Source organism: Streptomyces sp. NPDC042259 (genome assembly GCF_055582085.1).
Map to the genome: position 1 here is coordinate 281,464 of NZ_JBVJDW010000011.1, position 17,035 is coordinate 298,498.

Genomic DNA, 17,035 nt, shown 5'->3' on the forward strand with positions numbered 1-17,035 from the left:
CGCGTTGCTCCGTACCACCCCGCTGCCCTCTCCACGCGTCCACTGGGTCAGTCCCCGGAGCGCGGTGCCGCTGGATCGAGAGGCGGGTCAAAACGCTGCATTAGCCGCATCAGCGACCGACGGCAACCGTTCCGCCAAGGCCGGACCCGGGGCCGATGATGTCCCCGCGCACGCACCGGCCCGACCGCCCTCGCCCGGCGAGCCTGCCCGGGTCGGCCGGTCATACGGTCCGTACGGAAAGGTTGCGCACCACGCCCGTGCACAGTTCCAGGTGCTGGACCTCGGCTTCCAGGGCCTTCTTCGGCACCTCGGTCTCCTCGCCGAAGAGCTGGACGTCGACCTTGCCGTCCTCCAGCTCCCACACACCCACGACGCGCCCGCGGTGGACGACGATGGGGGAGATCCACCCCGACGTCCTGCTGACAGCCTTGCGCCGGTCGGCGGACACGATCCGGGTGTCACCGGTCCCCGGCCCCAGGACGTACTGGTCGAAGCCGGCCAGCAGCCGGACCTCCTCAGAGGGCTTGGTCTTGCCAAGCGCCTCGACATCCTCCGTCCGCGCGTAACAGGGGACGCCGTCCACCTCGACCTGCGTCAGCTGGCCGCCCAGCGAAGCGAACCAGCCCCTCAAAGCCGCCTTGCGGGACGAGTTGCGCGTCAGCCACGCATCGAACGTCTCCGCAGTAGCCGGACCCTGCGATCCCAGGTAGGCGGGGATGACGATGCGGGCCGCCTCCTCCGGGTCGGGTATGCCGCTCCATCCGGGCAGCCACGACCGCGGGGAAACGAACGTGATCTTATTGCCCTGACTGGGCCCGTGGCACAGACGCCCCATCCAAGCCAGAGGCTTCAAGACCGTGCCCCAGCCCGATGTGAGCTGCGGGCGCAGGGCCTCAAAGCCACCGCGCTCGATCAGTGCGGTGGTCAGCTCCTGGCGCGTGAGCACCTGGCCGTCCAGAGCCTCATCGACAGCCGCGCCCAGATCCTTCATCTGGTTGGGAGTCACGCCGAACGTCTTCTGCCACGAAGGCTTCTCCCACGTGCGGGCCGCGGCCATCAGCGAGAGGTAGGACCCCATGTGGTCCGCCGTGAGGAGATGAAGGGTGCCACGCATCGCCCAGGTCTTGACGACCGAGCGTGCTTCCAGGGCATCGCGGACCGCGCTCGCCCGGGGCTTGCGCTGACGAGTGAAGACGGCAAGCTCCGCGGATGAGGCGACCTGCGCCTGCACGCCTGCTAGCTGTCCGACAAGCTGCTCCACCGTCGCGGTGGTGCGTGGCGTCAGGCTCTGCTGCCGGAGCCTCCACGCCAGCACCTGGGCCTGGGTCACCTTCATAGGAACACTCCCCTCAGTTCGGGTTTCGTAGTCTGCCTGGCCGCCGTCGCATGGGCATCCCGCGGCCTGGAGCGTTGCTGGAAGGCTTCTGGAGAGCGCTCCTGCCGGGCCTCAGCGCGCCTGCGGCGGCTCCGCAGCTCCTCGCAGATCTCACACCGGTTGCCGGACGACCACAGGATCCCTGACTCGCAGTCGGGATTGGGGCAGCCCCAGCGCCGCAGCGCTGCGCCGAGGATCCAGCGTCCGGGGTCCCGGATCTCCTGGATGTCGGTGGTGGCCCACCTCGCCTGCAGGCGGTGGCGCAGCCGCTGCGGGGTCGCGCCCTGTTCGTCGAGCTGTCGGCCGATCTCCCGAGCGATCTTGCGGGCCACGAAAACGTTGGTGACACGCGCCATCAGCCAGCGGACCGGTTCCAGCACCAGGTGGACGCGCCCGCTGAAACTCAGAGCAGGTCCGCGGTAGGGCCGGCTTGTCGCGGCAGACGGCGACGCGGGTGCGCCGTGCGACCTCGGCTTCACGTTACAGGTCGGATGGTCGGTTTGTTTTTGGTCTAGACCTGTGCGGTCGTCCACAGGCTGCTCGCGCGCTACGAGCTGTGTCTCGCCTCCGGCGGATGGCGAGACGGCCCCCGGCTCTTCAGGTGATGTATCTCCTGGGTCTTCCTTATACACGAGCGATCCGTCACGAATGACGGAAGCCGACCCCTCATCCACCACCGGAGTCGGCCGGTCAGGAGACGCCGCCTCCGCTGCGGTTTCCCCCACGGGGGCGTCGCCGGCGAGAGGGCTGGAATGGGCGGTGAACACATGCCGTCCTCGGGCGCCGGAACGACGGCTGACCGTGATCCACTGCATCTCTTCCAACTGGTCGACCAGTCGCCCTGCCGTGTGCGCCGTCACCGGTCTGCCGGCTTGCCGGCCCCTGTGGTGGGGCAGGTGCCGGGCTATCTCGGCCTCGGACAGGGGAAGCCGACGCGTCACGGCATAGCTGATGACCGCGTAAGCACGCAGCTGGCGCGGTGTCAGCCGCTCGCAGGCCATGACGGGAAGCCAGACGAACCGCTCGCCGGATTTGAGCGGGCGAACCGTACGCAGGGCACTCGTGCCGTGCCCACCACGAAGCGAACGGCGTTGCGAGGTCAGCTCCACCACGTTGTCCGGACCAGGCCGTGAGAGCTCGGCACAGCCACGCTCCACCGACGACGTACTCACGCCCAAGTAGCGGGCGATCGTTTCTATCTTCGCCGTGCAGGCGCCGCTTTGCTGCGCGAGAGCCGCGACCTTCATGTAGACGCTCAACGCCACGTCGGATGAGGACGGCTGGGTCACAAGGCGCAGAGGGACCTTCACGCGTTGCCTGCGAACCGGTGTACCGGACGGTGGCTGGGGCGCGGCAGAAGTAGATGGTGCGGTAAACGAACGGGAAAGGATCCGTCCGTCAAGCGACCTGGGCTGGCCGGTGATAGTTGGGTACTGCATGATGGATGGCGTCTTCTCTTCAGGAAAAACAAAGCCCCTGAAACTCTGTGAGACCCACTGGGATGGTGCCCTATGTGGTCCTCGGGGCCTGGTTGGTTACTGCTGTCGACAGCCCGGGGCTGACGTCCCGGTGGTGGTGCACTGGGATGCGTCAAAAGAGCGGGGCTGAAGCATTGATGGGCTTCCGCCCCGCTCTTTTTTGCTGGGGTGGCGTCATCGAGCCCGGTCTTGCTCTCGCGCTGAACGGCGGATGTGCATTCAGGAGAGGGAAGCCCGCACGACGAGGTCGCTGGTGAAGACGGGACTTCCGTCCTGTATGCCCGTCACCTTGACCTGGAGACTCCCCGCTTCATCCGTCGGTGAGAGCCCGGCCTCGATCCAGCAGGGGCTGGCGAATTCGGCGTATTTGTGGAAGACGGTGGACGCCGTGTGGACGGTCACGGGCAGGGGAGCCGTCAACGCGGTAGCGGCCTGACGTGAGGCCTCCAGGAGGACCATGCCGGGGATGTGGTCCCCGCCGTGGTCGAAGAGGATCGGGTGCCGGGGGTCAGGGCTGAGCAGCCAGCGCCTGGGACCGTCACCGGGCGCGAGCACGATGTCGACGGGCAGGGTGCGCCCGACGCTCGCGGGAGTGACGGGCTTGTGCGGGGTCATGGCCGTGAAGTCGGCGGTGAAGAGGTCACCGCGGATGCGTCGGTAGGTAGTTGGCGTGAGGCAACTGAACCGGCCACCGCCGGTGGCGGCAACCTGCCCGCGCCGGTAGATCGTGATCTCCATCCGGAACTCAGCCAGCCGGTTCCCCTTCCAGCGCAGATCGGTGCAGTGGGCCTCCAGGTCGAGGTCACTCGGCGTGCTCCCGATCGCGAGGTGCTCCTCGAACGCGGTGAAGTGGAGGTCCCACATCAAGAACTGGTGCCCAAGGGGCACGCCGAACTCTGCATGGGCCAGGTAGAGCCCGGTCTGTCTGATGGTCTCCGCGGCCTGAAGGGGGTCGTGCCGCGTCCCGTCGACCGAGGTGAAGAAGGTGTGGGCTCTGGGCCACTGGCCGGTCAGGGAGAAGTGTGCGGCGTCTCGTCGGGTGCAGCTGCTGAGAAAGACCTCAGCATGGCAGGCGCGATGGACGAGTTCCCTCGGGACTGTGGCCGTAAGTCCGCGCGTCGCGGGAAGACCTGACGGCCCCCCGGCCGGTCCCATGAGCGTGGATGTCGTGCCGGACTGAAGCGTCAGCAGGGCCATAAACCTCTCGCAATCCCCAGTGCGTAGGTGGCGGCGGAGTGTCCCGCCGTGTCGATAAGATACGTACTCACCGGTATGCTTATCAAGCCAATGTGGCCAGTTTGCTTAATGCCACGTAAGTCCGATTTTGGGGGGAGATGAGAGTGTATGTCGATGGCGCGTCAAGAACGAGCGGTACGAACGCGCAAGGCGATCGTGAACGCCGCCGCCGCAGTGTTCGACGAGTGCGGGTACGAAGCAGCGACGATCTCCGACATCATTGCCCGGTCGGGCATGACCCGCGGAGCCCTGTACTTCCACTTCGCGTCCAAGGAACAGCTCGCCCAAGCCGTCCTGGAGGAGCAGGTCCACGCAGTCCCCGAGGTGCCGCCGCAGGGGCTGGTGCTCCAAGAAGCCGTAGACCGCGGCTTGCTGCTCGGCTACCTCCTCCCGCGCGAGCCGGTGCTCCGGGGAAGCGTGAGCCTGACAGTGGAGCAGGGCACACGCGAGGGCGTGGACCGCAGCGAGCCCTACCGTGCCTGGACGCACGAAAGCGTCCAGCTCTTCGAAGCCGCCAAGCGCAATGGTGAACTGCTTCCCCACGTCGACACGCAGGAGGTCGCCGCCCTCTTCGTTGGCGCTTTCGGCGGAGTCCAGCTGATGTCCCAGGCCATGACGAACCGCGAAGACCTCGACGTACGCCTGTCAGTGCTCTACAGACTCGTGATGACTGCCATCGCCACGCCGGGGGTCCTCGTGCAACTGGACATCGCCCCCGACCGTGGCGCACGTGTCTACGAGGCGGCGATGAAGAGGCGGGCCGTCGCGCCGCAGACTGAGATCACGTAGGAGCGATCCCGTTCTCTGAACCGGAGCAGGTGGAGGCCCGAGCGATTGACGCAGGGGGGGGCGGGCCAAAACCTGACGCCTCTACGCCGAGACCTCCCCTGCGCCGAATGTGCAACGCATAAGGATCGGAGCAGGCTCATGAACTCTTCTCGCTGCCCACACCTTCTTGACCTGGCAGGACGTGACATGGCAGGCGAAGCCGAGATCTTGCGCCGGCAGGGACCGGCCGCCCTCGTGGAACTGCCTGGCGGTGTCACGGCCTGGTCGGTCACCCGCCACGACTACGTCAAGCGGGTGCTGCGTGACCCCAGAGTGTCCAAGGACCCCAAGCAACACTGGCCTGCCTTCACCGACGGGCGCATTGGCCCCGACTGGGCGCTGTACCACTGGGTCTCCGTCGAGAACATGCTGACTGCATACGGCGAGAACCACGCCCGGCTCCGCCGCCTGATCGCGGGAGCCTTCACCGCACGCCGGACAGAAGCCATGCGGCCGCGCGTCGAAACCATTACGGAGCACCTGCTGACTCGCCTGGGGGAGGTTCCGGCTGGCAGGGAAACGGATCTCCGCACAGGTTTTGCCCACCCGCTCCCCATCCACGTCATCTGCGAACTCTTCGGCGTCCCTGAGGAAAGCCGTCCCGTCCTGTGTGCCGGAGTCGACGAGTTCATGCGTACATCGGCAACCGCCGAGGAAGCGCAAGCCGCACAAAGGTCCGTGTATGCAGTCCTGGCCGACCTGGTCGGGGCCAAGCGTGCGGAAGCCGCGGACGACCTGACCTCAGCCCTGACCGCAGCCCAGGCCGAGGACGGCTCGCGGCTCGGCGAACAGGAACTCGTCGACACCCTCTTGCTGGTGATCGGCGCCGGCCACGAGACGACCGTGAATCTCCTGGCCAACACGATCGTCGAACTCCTCACCCATCCCGATCAGCTGGAACTGATCAAAGACGGGCGGGCGTCATGGCAGGACGCCGTGGAAGAGACGCTGCGGGCCCGGGCACCGATCGCCCACCTGCCCCTGCGGTACGCGGTCGAAGACATCGACCTCGACGGGCTGCTGATCCGTGCGGGCGACCCGATCATGATTTCCTACGCCGCCGCCGGCCACGATGAAGACCGTCACGGGCCCACTGCTCAAGCATTCGACATCACGCGAGCGACACGCAGGGACCACGTCGCCTTCGGATACGGAGCCCATCACTGCATCGGAGCGCCGCTGGCCCGCATGGAGGCGGCCATCGCTCTGCCTGCTCTCTTCGCCCGCTTCCCGCAGATGACGCTCGCCCGCCCGCAAGGCGCCCTGGAACCCTTGGAATCGTTCATCACCAACGGCTACACCTCCCTTCCCGTCGTTCTGAAGCCGGCAACCGTCCGAGTCGCCTGAGCGCTCTCAAAGGGGAAAGCGTGATCGCAGTAACGGGGGCCACAGGGACCGTGGGACGTGAGGTCACACGGCGCCTGGCCGAGAATCATCCTGTCCGAGTGCTCACCAGGCAGTCGGCCAAAGCCGCCCGCATGGGACTGCCGGGACAGGTAGTCGAAACAGATTTCAAGGACAGGGAAGTCCTCAAGAGAGCTCTGGAGGGAGTCGCGGCCCTCTTCGCGGTAGTGCCTGACCCCTTTCACCCGGAATGTGACGAGCGTCTGATCGAAGCAGCCCGCGAGAGCGGAGTCCACCGAGTGGTGCGCCTCTCCGCCCTGGCGGTCGAGGATCCGGAAGCGGACGACTTGATCACACGCTGGCACAGGGAGTGCGAGGACAGGCTCCAGGCCTCGGGACTCGCATGGACGGTGCTTCGCCCTCGCGCCTTCATGTCCAACACCTTGGCCTGGGCTCCCTCGATCCGGACCAGCGGGACGGTGTGGTCATTGCACGGGGAAGCGCGCAACGCGTGCGTCGACCCCCGCGACATCGCCGACGTCGCGGTGCGAACCCTGACGGCACCGGGACATGAAGGAAAGGTCTACCGCCTCACCGGGCCGGAGTCCGTCTCGCCATATGAGCAGACCGAACAGCTGGCGCGTGTGCTCGGGCGCCCCCTTCGCTTTAAGGAGCTGACCTATCGTCAAGCCCGCAGCAGCATGCTGGAGCGATACCCGGAGCCTGTGGTCCAGGCGCTGCTGGACAGTGCCGAACGTCAACTCCTCGGCAGCAAAGAGCGAGTGGAGCACGACGTCGAGACGGTCACCGGCTGCGCGCCGCGCGTGTTTCACACCTGGGCCAGCGATCACCGGGCATACTTTCGTTAGTCGTCGACTGACGTGCAATCAACTGTAGGGCGGCAGCGCTCGCGCGCTGCCGCCCTACAGTTGATTTGACGGCCTTGCTTCGAGTCCTGCTGCCGAGGCTCCTGCCGGCTCTCACCGGTCAGTAGTCCACCAGTCTGACCCACTCAAAAACCGGTCCATTGGTTTGTTACAGTAATCAGCTGAACGACTTTGGGGGGTCGTAGGGTCGCCGCTGATCTCTTGAACGGACGTTTCGTGATGGTATCAGGTCATATGTCCAGATCTCTGGAGGTGGCGTCCCCGCGCGTCCAGCACCCCGCCGGGACTTTCAGTAGCGAAGCCGACACCTCGGTCGTCCAGCTGCGCGTCCGCCGTAAGGCGGGAGTGCGCAGTGCCTAAGCAGGAACGCGCCATCCGAACCAGGCGGGCACTGATCAACGCTGCCGCGGTGGTCTTCGTGCGGGACGGGTTCGCTCCGGCCACCCTTGCCGCAATCAGTTCCCAAGCGGGCGTGAGCAACGGGGCATTGCACTTTCACTTCGCCAACAAGAGCGACCTGGCCGAGGCCATAGAGGGCTACACCGAAGAGGTGTTGCAGTCCCTCACCAGCCACCCTCCATACCAGGCGCAGTCCGCCATGCAGCGGCTCATCGACACCACTCACGCTCTGGCCGTCGTTCTGCGTGAGGACATCGTCGTGCGAGCGGGCTTCGAGCTCTCGAGCGACGTGACGCGCAAGGACGGCACCGACTTTCAGAGACGCTGGCGGGACTGGGTCGAAGCCGTCTCGACCCGTGCGGACGTCGAAGGGGCCCTGACCGAAGGCATCTCTCCTCGAGACGTCACGTCAACGCTGGTCGCCTCCACGCTGGGATTCGAGCTACTCGGGCGCAAGGACCGGCAGTGGCTCTCCCGGGAAACTCTTGGAAGATTCTGGGAGTTGATCCTGCCGCGGCTCGCAGTGGAGAAGGTCTGCAGCCAGCTCAACCCGCACGGGCCCGGCCCCCAGGCGCTAAGGGCCTGGGCCGGCAGGTGGGCATAAGTAAGTCCTACCTCTACCCGCACTCCCCGGGACGTTCGGCGCCTCCCAGGCGCCTTGTCATGCCATGCGCTCCGCCCGTCTTTCTATGAAATGCCGTGTTCGCATGGCTTGTGGTACTCCGCACGACTTGGGCGCAATGGATGGTCGGATCGAGCCACGGGTACCGTGGTGCGACTTGAAAAACCGGTTGTATGGTTTTTTAATAGAGGCGGTTGCGGTCACGCACACCAGGGGCTGTTCGAAACGGGAGAGACGATGGATGTTCAAGTGCTCGGGCCGCTCGAGGCGAGCGAACGCGGAGCCTCTGTGGTGCCGAGCGCCGCGAAGCCCCGCCAACTCTTGGCCATCCTCGCGATCCACGCCGGGCAGGTGGTCCCCACCCAGTCACTGATCAGGGAGCTCTGGGGCGACAACCCGCCGCGTAGCGCCCAGGCCACTCTGCAGACCTACGTCATGCAGCTGCGGGCCGCGGTCGCCGCAGCCCTGCGCCAGGCTGGAGTGACGACGGACGTCAAGCAGGTGCTCGTCACCCGCCCCGGCGGCTACCTCCTCGACATACAGGGCGGAACTCAGGACGTCCAGGAGTTCGAAGACCTCGCCGCTGCTGGATACAAGGCCCTCAACGACGGTGACGCCGCAGGCGCAGCGTGCCGGCTGAGAGAAGCACTCGCCCTCTGGCGCGGCCCCGCCTTCTCGGACGTCCAAGTCGGCCCGCTGCTCGAGATGGAAGCACACAGACTTAAGGAAGCGCGGCTCTGCGCCCTCGACCGGCGGATAGGGCTCGACCTCAGACAGGGGCGCCACCGCGAACTCCTCGGCGAACTCTCCGTGCTGGTCCAGCAACACAGCACCCACGAGAGCCTCTACGCCCAGTACATGGTCGCCCTCTACCGGTCCGGAAGACGAACGGAAGCGCTAGAGGCATACCAGCGCCTGCGCAGCAGACTCGTCACCGACCTCGGGCTCGAACCGTCCATGCAGCTTCGCGAACTCCAGCACGCGGTGCTCACCGCTTCACCGATTCTGTACGAAGAAACAACACAGCAGCACCAGAGGCAACCGCTAATGGCTGGGTGATCAATATGCAAGACAGGTCAGAGCGGACACGCCGGAAGCTGGTGTCAGCGGCAGCCGAAGTGATCGACAAGGTCGGCTACGCAGAAGCACGCCTCAGTGACATCAGCGCAGCGGCGGAGGCAACGAAAGGAGCCGTCTATTTTCACTTCTCCTCGAAGAGCGAACTGGCGACAGCGGTGCAAAAGCGGGGTTGTACATTGCTGAACGTCACGATCGGCGAACTTTGTCGCCGTGAACAGTCAGTACTGCAGACGCTGATCGACGTGACGCACGCGCTGGCGTACTGGGTGTCCTTCGAACCCACAGTCCGAGCAAGCATCCGAATCGGCCGTGAGCGGGTTGGGCACGAATCCCACTTCATTGACTACCACCTGTTCTGTGTCATGGCGGCGCGCAACCTAATCCGCCAAGCCCGAGCAGAGCGGCTACTGCAAGACCAGCTAACGGACCAGGCCTTCGAAGCCCTGGTAGCAGCTTTCATCGCCGGAACCGAGGCCGACGCCTGGAGCGGTATGCCGTACAGCCAGATCGCGGGTCGACTGGAAGCCGTGTGGGACCTGGCATTGAATGGCGTAGCCCGCAGCAGACCCGAAGGAAGGCTGCGTAGCTCTGCGCCCGGTGGGTGGGAAGACAGCCTCACCGAGTGGCGCCTTCAGGATTCGACAGGGTGACGGAAACCCCCGCGAGGTGCTGCGCCGGGTCTCGCAGCGCCCGCACCTTGTGACGATTGCCGCAGCCCCGCATCGCGCACCACCGTCGTTGACCCGGGCGCGATGCGACGACCAAGATCAAATGGTGCGTAGTCGTTCACGGCCGCCGCGAGCTTCCACCCAGGTTCACGGCGTCGCCGAGGCCAATGTTGAGCCCCTGCCCACCAAGAGGTGAGTGAATGTGAGTGGCGTGCCCGCGAGGATACGGGTGTCCCTTCGCCATTGCATCGCGTACCGCCGCGAACCGAATGCGCCCAGGCGTGCAGCGACGGCGACGAAGCACACAGATGTGAAAGCCGAGCATCTTGGGGTGAGACAAGAACGAGCCACCCCTCATCTCATCTGTAACCCCTCCGCCCCCATCGAGCGCAGACACCTCTCTCTTCCGCACCACGATTCCATCATCCGTGAATCAGCCGACAGCGACCGGAGGCGGATGAAGTTGACTTTATGCGCCAAGCTCAGCAGTTAGGCCTTGGCGTGCGCGTAGCACTCGACCACGGCTGTGGTGAAGGGGAACCGCACGGGTGTTTCGCCGAAGACGATCCGTCCGGCATGGTCACCAGCCATCCGTATCGCTTCCGCTACCGCTTCTACTTCCTCCTCTGGACAGTGGACGATCACCTCGTCGTGCTGGAAGAAGACCAACTCGGCGCACAGCCCGGCCAGCGACTGCCGCAGCGCGGCGAGCACGATCAGTGCCCAGTCGGCGGCGCTTCCCTGAATGACGAAATTGCGGGTGAACCGGCCGCGGGCGCGAACGCCGGCTGTGAGGCCAGGAACTGTGGAGTCTTCTTCCTGGGGGAGCCCTGCTTCGTCGTGGTCAGCGGTGGATGAGGGAGGGGACGTGCGGCCCAACCATGTACGAACCAACCCACCCTCCTCGCCTGCTCGAGCTGCGTCGTCCACGCAGGCGACGGCCAGGGGAAAGCGTCGGCGCAGGTCGGCCATGTGTTTGAGACCGTTCCCAGAAGTCTGACCATAGATCGCTCCCAGCATGGCGAGCTTGGCCTTGTCTCGGTCACCGGCGAAGGCGTGCTCGGCCAGATCCGCGTACAGATCACGGCCACTGCTCGCGACGTCCATGAGCCCCCGGTCACGCGAGACTGCCGCCAGGACGCGCGGTTCCATCTGGTCGGCGTCCGCCACAACCAGCCGCCATCCCGGATCAGCGATCACCGCCCGACGGATCACCCGGGGAATTTGCAACGCCCCGCCACCATTGGTGGTCCATCGCCCCGAGACCGCGCCACCAGGCAAGTACTCCGGCCGGAACCGCCCGTCACGGACCCAGGACTGCAGCCACGACCAACCATGGGCTGTGTATATCCGGTAGAGCTTCTTGTACTCCAGCAGCGCCGGCACGGCCGGATGATCGACCCGCCGCAGCTCCCAGGCACGCGTCGAGGACAAAGAAACCCCTGCACGCGCGAAGGCCCTGACGATGTCGGCTGGCAGATCAGGCCGCACACGCTCGCCGAACGCCCGCGATATCTCCTGCGCCAGCTCGGACAGCCGCCGCGGCTCCTGACCACCCGGATATCGTTCCCCCAACAGTTCGTCCAACAACTGGCGATGCACGTCCGCACGCCATGGCACCCCAGCCCGCCCCATCTCGGCCGCCACCAACATGCCTGCCGACTCCGCGGCGAGTAGCAGCCGCATCCGCCCGGAATGCTCCAGCCGCTCCGTACGGGCCAGCTGGCCCTGGTAGACCTCCAGGAGTGCTTCCAACCCATCGACCCCGGGCGGCAAGGGAACCGGTCCTGGTTCGAACAGTGACGGCTGCGGATCCGCCGCCCTCAGCGGCGGATCCGCCGGTACCGGCAGCCCGCGTAAGCGCGCCCAAGCGGCCGCCAGAGAACGCGGCTGACCGGACTGGCCTTCCTCGTGGCCGATCAACAGCGCTTCGGCAGCCTCCACGTCATAACACCGCTCCACGCGCACACCAGCCGAGAGCAACTCCTCATACACCTGCGTGGTGGACCTCCATACCCACCGATACACCTCTGGCCGCGAGCGCACGGCCTCGGCCAGGCTCCGCTCGACCACCAGAGGGCCGGCGGCACGCCCGGCACCGTCGAGCGGACAGAGCTGGACACCCGCACCGTCTGACCCCGCCGCCACTGCCCATCTCACGCCAGAAGTCTCGCACCAGGGTCTGACAAGGGGCTTGCCTGGGGGTGCTCCCCTCGCGGTATTCCGCCGCCTCCGCTGACGCTGGGTGCGGCCTCCGCAGGATCCAGTACCGCAGCCACCTCATCAACGGCTGCCTCACCGCACCGGCCCCTCAGGGTTCTCTGCGATGTGCCGGTTTGGTGTCAGTGGGTGGGTGTCGGTGACGGCATGCCAGATGGGTGTGTTTTCTCTGGTTGGGCTTTGAGTGAGGGAGGGGTGACTGTCGTGGCGCGGTGCATGCGACGGCCATAGCTGTCACAGGCCGGTACACCCCACCCCGCTCCACTGTCTCGGGAACGGCACTTCTGACCAGATGACAGCGGGGCCGGCCAGGATCACCCTGTCCGGCCCCGCTGTTGTTCCCGGCTGCTCACTGGCTGAGGCGGATGCGCGGCCCCCACACGAACTCGAGGTCGTCCAGGAAGACGGTCTCCAGCTCCTTCTCCCATTGGCCGCGCAGGAGGAACGGGGCGTTCTTCATCCGCTCGATGATGACCAGGGTCTCGGGCTGTCCGATCAGCGCGTACCGGCCGTGCGAGGCGGGCCTGCTGCCCGGCCCGTGCGTGCGCAGCAGGATTGCCAGCCTTCGGACCGTCCCAGCCCGTACGCCACACCCTAGGCGGCCGCGTGTCCTGCTTAAGCGACGGCACGCCGCCACCCCTTCTGGCCCCAGCCTTCACCGACGAACCACGATGTCGTCGGCCTGCTCGTGTCCGATTCCGGCGGCCTGCGACCAGGCCACGTGCTGTGCGCGTTCACGCTCAACTCGTCGGAACGGCAGTGCTGTTGGGCTCATTGCGACGCTTTCGCACACCAATCTGCACGTTCGTGCGAGCTTCGTACTTATGTCGTTGACGTTTCGGTGCACGCACCATAGATTTTCTCGCGTCTCACCATGCAAAGGAGCAACTTGTGAAGAAGCGTCTGATAGGCATGTTCTTAGCTACGGCAGTCCTTGCCCCGACGTTCATCGTCACGGGCTCTGGGCAGGCGCAGGCCGCCAGCAGGACCGTTCAGTGGAAGAACAAGAAAACCGGCAAGTGCCTTTCCTCGATCCATGATGTGGTCGAGACAGATGGGTGCCACTTCCGGGTTACGAACTGGCGCGAGACGAAGCACTCCGACGGGACTTATACCCTCACGAACAGCACCGACGGGTGGTGTCTCGACAGCAAGCGGGACCACACCGTCTACACCCTTAAGTGCAACGGCGGAAAGAACCAGAGGTGGCGTGAGGTCAAGGACTCTTCAGGCTGGCGGCTGGTGAACAAGGCCACGCGTTTCACCCTCGGAGCGAGGCCGGACGGATCTGTTTACGCAGACTTCGACGGCGGCATCAAGCACCAGCGCTGGAGCTGACCTTCGCGGCCCCACCCCGTCGGAGCGTCCCAGGGCCGCTGCGGGTGCCGTAGGGTGCGTCGGATTGGTCTTCTCTTTGGGCGTGGGTGCTCGGGTCTTGGTGGCTGGGGTGCGCATGATGCGTCAGCTGGTGCGCGGCGCGGTGACGGCGTGGACCAGGACGACGACGGCCTGGCGGGCGGCGCCGCCGCGGACCCACGGCCCGATGTAGCGGACCTGATCGGCCGCCCAGTCACCCGCACGCCGCCAGGGGCGCAGTCGCCCGAGGAGATAGCCGGCGGCGAGCGCGGCGGCCGCGGTGACGACGATGCCCATCACGACCACCGCATCCCGATCGCGGACAGTTGCTCCACCCGTTCCGGGGACAGCGTGGCGGCCCTGCTCCGCTGGTTGCTGATCCATGCCCCGAGACGGAACTGGAGCTCCCAGCCGTCCTCGGAGAGCACGGTCTCGACGTGCTTGCGGGGGACCTGGAGGTGTCCTTCGCGTTCGAAGAACTGCCGGGCGGCCGCGAGGTTGGCGGTCCACTTGTCGGCCTGCGTAGGGCGGGGCTTCGGCTTCTCGTCCTCGCTGGCGGGCTGGATCCCGAGGATGTGTTCGCACATCCACTGCTGCACGGTCGTCAGCTTCTCCCAGCCCAGCCGCTGCGCCTTGACCCATCGTCCGAGGTCTTCGCCCTGGCGGACGACGTCGCCCGTCTTGGTGGGCAGCGCCTCGCCGGCGTCCAGGTGCATCCGGACGAGGTGGAAGCAGCGCTGCCAGGTGACCGGCCGGTTCGGGCACCAGGACGGGTCGATGTCCTCCAGCTGCTCGCGCCGTTCCGGCGACAGGGCGCTGGCCCACGAGTCGACGGGGAGTCCTTCGGCCTGGCGCTGTTCGAGCTCCTGGGCGCGCCGGGCGGCGGCGCGGGCGTTCTTTAGCCAGATGCCGACCTTGTAGCCCTGGTGGGCGGCGTCCAGCGGGGCCAGGAGGTGGCCGTGTTCGGCGGCCCACCCGCGCGCGGCGGACAGGCCTTCCTCCCATGCGACGTCGTAGTGCGACCAGATCATGCCGAGCTTTTCCAGCTGGGCGATGCGGTCTTCGTCCATGTCGCCGCGGGCATAGAACCGGCGCGCGTCGGCGGTCCACTGCCCCAGCGGGAAGTTCGCCAGCGAGGCCGGCCACCCGACCCCCTCGGCCTCCTCGCCCTCCGGCACGCGGTACGTGCACGGCACCCGCAGGTCGCCGTGCACACGGGCGAAGATGACCGCGGCCTCCACCCCCCGCCTCCAGTGCTCATGCTCAGGGTTGAGGACGCGCAGGTTGATGAACGCGGCGAGGGCGGCCGGGTCGCGCGGCGTGGAGAACTTCAACAGGGCCTTGGCCGGGGCGCTGACGCCCCCGGAACCCTCGCCGCTCCCGCCGGTGCCCTTTCCGCGCTCGTCCTTGGCTACGGGCTTGTAGCGGCTCGGGGCCTGCTGCTCCGCGAGGCTCTCCACGATCCTGGCGTCGTGCGCCCGCAGCGCCTCTAGCAGCTTGGCCAGCCCGCCGAAGGCACGGGAGGTGAGCATGTTGTCCGCTGTCTCGCCCGGCCCGAGCAGCACCGGGACGACGAGGGAGGCCACCTTGCCCTCGCCGGGCTGCATGCGCAGCGCCCGCCCCACGGCCTGGACCAGGTCGGGCATGGACCCGCGTACCTCCGCCCAGTACACGGAGTCGCAGTTCTTGGTGTCGACGCCCTCGCCCAGGACCTTCACCGAGCACAGGAAGCACTTCTCCACCACGGTGCCGTCCGTGGCGATCCCGGCCGCGAACTCCCCGAGAAGCCGGCGGCGGTGGAGCGGCTTGTGGTCGCCGCACAGCCAGTCCGCCCAGATCGTCTTCGGGTACAGCTCGGGGTCGGCGGCGTGCAGCTGCGCGGCGACGTCGGGAAGGCCGGCCGCGAACGCCTCGGCCTCGCGGATCTGATGGTGGAAGACCAGCGTGCGGCGGAAGCCCTCTTCGGCCGACGCCTTCACCAGGGCGGTCTGCAGAGCGGCGAGCCGCGCCCCGCGCACCTGGTCCGAGCGGCCCTCCGCGCCCAGGAGCTGCGCGGCCTGGAGGGCAGTGTCGGTGATGTCCACGCATACGACCTGGTAGGGGGCGCAGATTCCCCGGTCGGTGGCCTCCGAGAGGGTCAGCGTGAACGCCCTGCTGCCGAAGGGGCCGTCGGGGTCGTCGTCCATGCTCGCGACCAGCTCGCCGGGTGCGCCGGCTTCATCCTCGTCCCCGAGCTGCCACAGCCGCGGCGTGGCCGTCATGTACAGACGGCGCAGGGAGGGGATCTTCTGGTTGTCGTGGACAACCGCCCAGGGCTTCCCGATCCGGCCCGAAACCCGGTGGGCCTCGTCCACCACGATCAGGTCCCAAGCCGAAAGGCCGGCGGCGTGCGCCCGTTCCAGCGTGCCCAGACCGAGGCTCGCGTACGTGGCGTACACCGTCACCTTCTCCAGGCCCCGCGCCCACTCCACCAGCTCGTCCACGGCCGTTGTGTTGGGGAAGGACACCTCCTCCCCCCGCAGGGAGGACACCCCGATCATCGGGCCCTGGCGGCCTCCCTCGCGCCACGCGGCCTCGGTCTGGGCGAGCAGGTCCAGCGAGGGCACGAGCACCAGGACACGGCCCGCGTGGAGCTCCTCCGCGCTGCGGACCGCCACCCGGGTCTTCCCGGACCCGGTCGCCATGATCACCTGTGTTCGAAGCCCTCGTTCGGGCACAAGTGATCTTGCAGGCAATTCGAGGGCGCGTACGACCGCGTCAATGGCTTCTCGCTGGGCTGCCTCGCGCTGGTCAGCGCGGTTTGTGCTCGACATATTCGCCTGCCTTCTCCTGGGGTACCGTCGGGTCGATTCGGGCGGCGGGAAACGGGAACCTGCACGTAGAGAGATCCACAAGAGCTACGGTTGAACTGACATGGTCGGCTGAATCTCTGCCTCACCGGAGCACCGGCAAGGCCCTGTGATGGATGTCGATGACCCTCCGGAGCTGTCCGGGGTGGTGTGCTCTGAGTCCAGAGTCTATCCCGCTCTTAAAAATGAAGCACACAGAATGCCGAAATTCCCCTAGCGTGGATGAAAGCCGTTAGTCTTGCCTTATCGCAACCCAATCCGAAGCCTTGACGCCCCCTCAGTCCGGCTCACTCTCTCCGGAGCCCCCCGCGGCCCGTCACTCGCTCGACTCCCGCCACCCCCTCCCGCCGCTGCAGCTCGGGCCGTCAGGCCCGTCGGCGTGCCGCGCGGAGCTCGGCACGTCTAGGCACGCGGAGCGTGCTGGGTGGCTGGAGCGCAGCGGAGGCCACCGGGCGGCCGGAGGCCGGCCCCGTCATGAGCCGGTCCGAAGCGCAGCGCAGGACCGGCTGCGGGACAACGTCCCGCAGCTCCGGGAGCGCAGCGAACGGAGCGTCAACCCGAGCGCGCAGCGCTCGGGTTGAGCGGGACGCGCAGCGTCCCGCCAGCGCTCCCGCGGAGCGGGAGCGCAACACTCGCGCGCAGCGCGAGTGTTCGCTTGCATATCGCGCAGCGATATGGTACCCGCTCCGCGGG

At 66.8% G+C, this 17,035-nt stretch carries 14 protein-coding genes and 2 pseudogenes; 8 read left to right on the forward strand and 8 right to left on the reverse strand.

Translation table 11 applies throughout. From position 1 onward, the window contains the following. Window positions 1–220: 220 nt before the first annotated feature. The 3 genes from ACZ6MA_RS27140 to ACZ6MA_RS27150 form a co-directional block, all read right to left on the reverse strand. A complete protein-coding gene (locus tag ACZ6MA_RS27140; protein ID WP_469436680.1) occupies window positions 221–1,336 on the reverse strand; it encodes a winged helix DNA-binding domain-containing protein in 1,116 nt (371 codons plus the stop codon). Further along, window positions 1,333–2,664: a helix-turn-helix domain-containing protein gene (locus tag ACZ6MA_RS27145; protein ID WP_469436681.1), complete on the reverse strand. Its 1,332-nt coding sequence runs from the start codon at window positions 2,662–2,664 to the stop codon at window positions 1,333–1,335. The genes ACZ6MA_RS27140 and ACZ6MA_RS27145 overlap by 4 nt, the downstream gene beginning before the upstream one ends. Before the next feature lie 408 nt (window positions 2,665–3,072). Then, complete coding sequence (locus ACZ6MA_RS27150) at window positions 3,073–4,050, reverse strand: ScbA/BarX family gamma-butyrolactone biosynthesis protein (RefSeq protein WP_469436683.1); 978 nt, start codon at window positions 4,048–4,050, stop codon at window positions 3,073–3,075. Window positions 4,051–4,197: 147 nt separating this feature from the next. On the opposite strand from ACZ6MA_RS27150, the gene ACZ6MA_RS27155 reads away from it, so the two are divergent. The 7 genes from ACZ6MA_RS27155 to ACZ6MA_RS27185 all read left to right on the forward strand — a co-directional run bounded on the left by ACZ6MA_RS27155 (window position 4,198) and on the right by ACZ6MA_RS27185 (window position 9,899). Next, on the forward strand, window positions 4,198–4,878 hold the full coding sequence (locus ACZ6MA_RS27155; protein WP_469436684.1) for a ScbR family autoregulator-binding transcription factor: 681 nt from the start codon (window positions 4,198–4,200) through the stop codon (window positions 4,876–4,878). Between the two features lie 186 nt (window positions 4,879–5,064). Then, window positions 5,065–6,264, forward strand: coding sequence for a cytochrome P450 family protein (locus ACZ6MA_RS27160; protein ID WP_469436686.1), 1,200 nt, complete (start codon window positions 5,065–5,067; stop codon window positions 6,262–6,264). Between the two features lie 20 nt (window positions 6,265–6,284). Further along, window positions 6,285–7,130 (forward strand): SDR family oxidoreductase, encoded by an 846-nt coding sequence (locus ACZ6MA_RS27165; RefSeq protein WP_469436688.1) that lies wholly within the window; start codon window positions 6,285–6,287, stop codon window positions 7,128–7,130. 252 nt (window positions 7,131–7,382) lie between these two features. Further along, the gene (locus ACZ6MA_RS27170; protein ID WP_469436690.1) at window positions 7,383–7,508 is read left to right on the forward strand and encodes a hypothetical protein; all 126 of its coding nucleotides are present in this window, start codon (window positions 7,383–7,385) and stop codon (window positions 7,506–7,508) included. Next, window positions 7,501–8,151, forward strand: coding sequence for a ScbR family autoregulator-binding transcription factor (locus ACZ6MA_RS27175; RefSeq protein WP_469436692.1), 651 nt, complete (start codon window positions 7,501–7,503; stop codon window positions 8,149–8,151). The genes ACZ6MA_RS27170 and ACZ6MA_RS27175 overlap by 8 nt, the downstream gene beginning before the upstream one ends. A gap of 255 nt (window positions 8,152–8,406) precedes the next feature. After that, entirely contained in the window at window positions 8,407–9,228 is an 822-nt protein-coding gene (locus ACZ6MA_RS27180; protein WP_469436694.1) for an AfsR/SARP family transcriptional regulator, read from the forward strand. 5 nt (window positions 9,229–9,233) lie between these two features. Beyond that, window positions 9,234–9,899: a ScbR family autoregulator-binding transcription factor gene (locus tag ACZ6MA_RS27185; RefSeq protein ID WP_469436715.1), complete on the forward strand. Its 666-nt coding sequence runs from the start codon at window positions 9,234–9,236 to the stop codon at window positions 9,897–9,899. Here the strand turns inward: ACZ6MA_RS27185 and ACZ6MA_RS27190 are convergent. The 3 genes and pseudogenes from ACZ6MA_RS27190 to ACZ6MA_RS27200 all read right to left on the reverse strand — a co-directional run. After that, window positions 9,865–10,020, reverse strand: a pseudogene (locus tag ACZ6MA_RS27190) (CGNR zinc finger domain-containing protein); the annotation flags it as partial. The gene ACZ6MA_RS27185 and the pseudogene ACZ6MA_RS27190 sit on opposite strands and share 35 nt — an antisense overlap. A 1-nt stretch (window position 10,021) precedes the next feature. Further along, window positions 10,022–10,134, reverse strand: a pseudogene (locus ACZ6MA_RS27195) (FAD-dependent monooxygenase); the annotation flags it as partial. A gap of 272 nt (window positions 10,135–10,406) precedes the next feature. Beyond that, the gene (locus tag ACZ6MA_RS27200; protein ID WP_469436696.1) at window positions 10,407–12,077 is read right to left on the reverse strand and encodes a bifunctional 3'-5' exonuclease/DNA polymerase; all 1,671 of its coding nucleotides are present in this window, start codon (window positions 12,075–12,077) and stop codon (window positions 10,407–10,409) included. A 951-nt stretch (window positions 12,078–13,028) separates the two neighbouring features. Between ACZ6MA_RS27200 and ACZ6MA_RS27205 the strand changes: the two genes are divergently transcribed. Next, a complete protein-coding gene (locus ACZ6MA_RS27205; RefSeq protein WP_469436699.1) occupies window positions 13,029–13,475 on the forward strand; it encodes an RICIN domain-containing protein in 447 nt (148 codons plus the stop codon). A 123-nt stretch (window positions 13,476–13,598) separates the two neighbouring features. Here the strand turns inward: ACZ6MA_RS27205 and ACZ6MA_RS27210 are convergent, their stop codons facing one another. Next, window positions 13,599–13,790, reverse strand: a complete 192-nt coding sequence (locus ACZ6MA_RS27210) for a hypothetical protein (protein ID WP_469436701.1) — start codon at window positions 13,788–13,790, stop codon at window positions 13,599–13,601. Beyond that, window positions 13,790–16,306: a helicase associated domain-containing protein gene (locus ACZ6MA_RS27215; protein ID WP_469436703.1), complete on the reverse strand. Its 2,517-nt coding sequence runs from the start codon at window positions 16,304–16,306 to the stop codon at window positions 13,790–13,792. The genes ACZ6MA_RS27210 and ACZ6MA_RS27215 overlap by 1 nt, the downstream gene beginning before the upstream one ends. Window positions 16,307–17,035 lie beyond the last annotated feature (729 nt).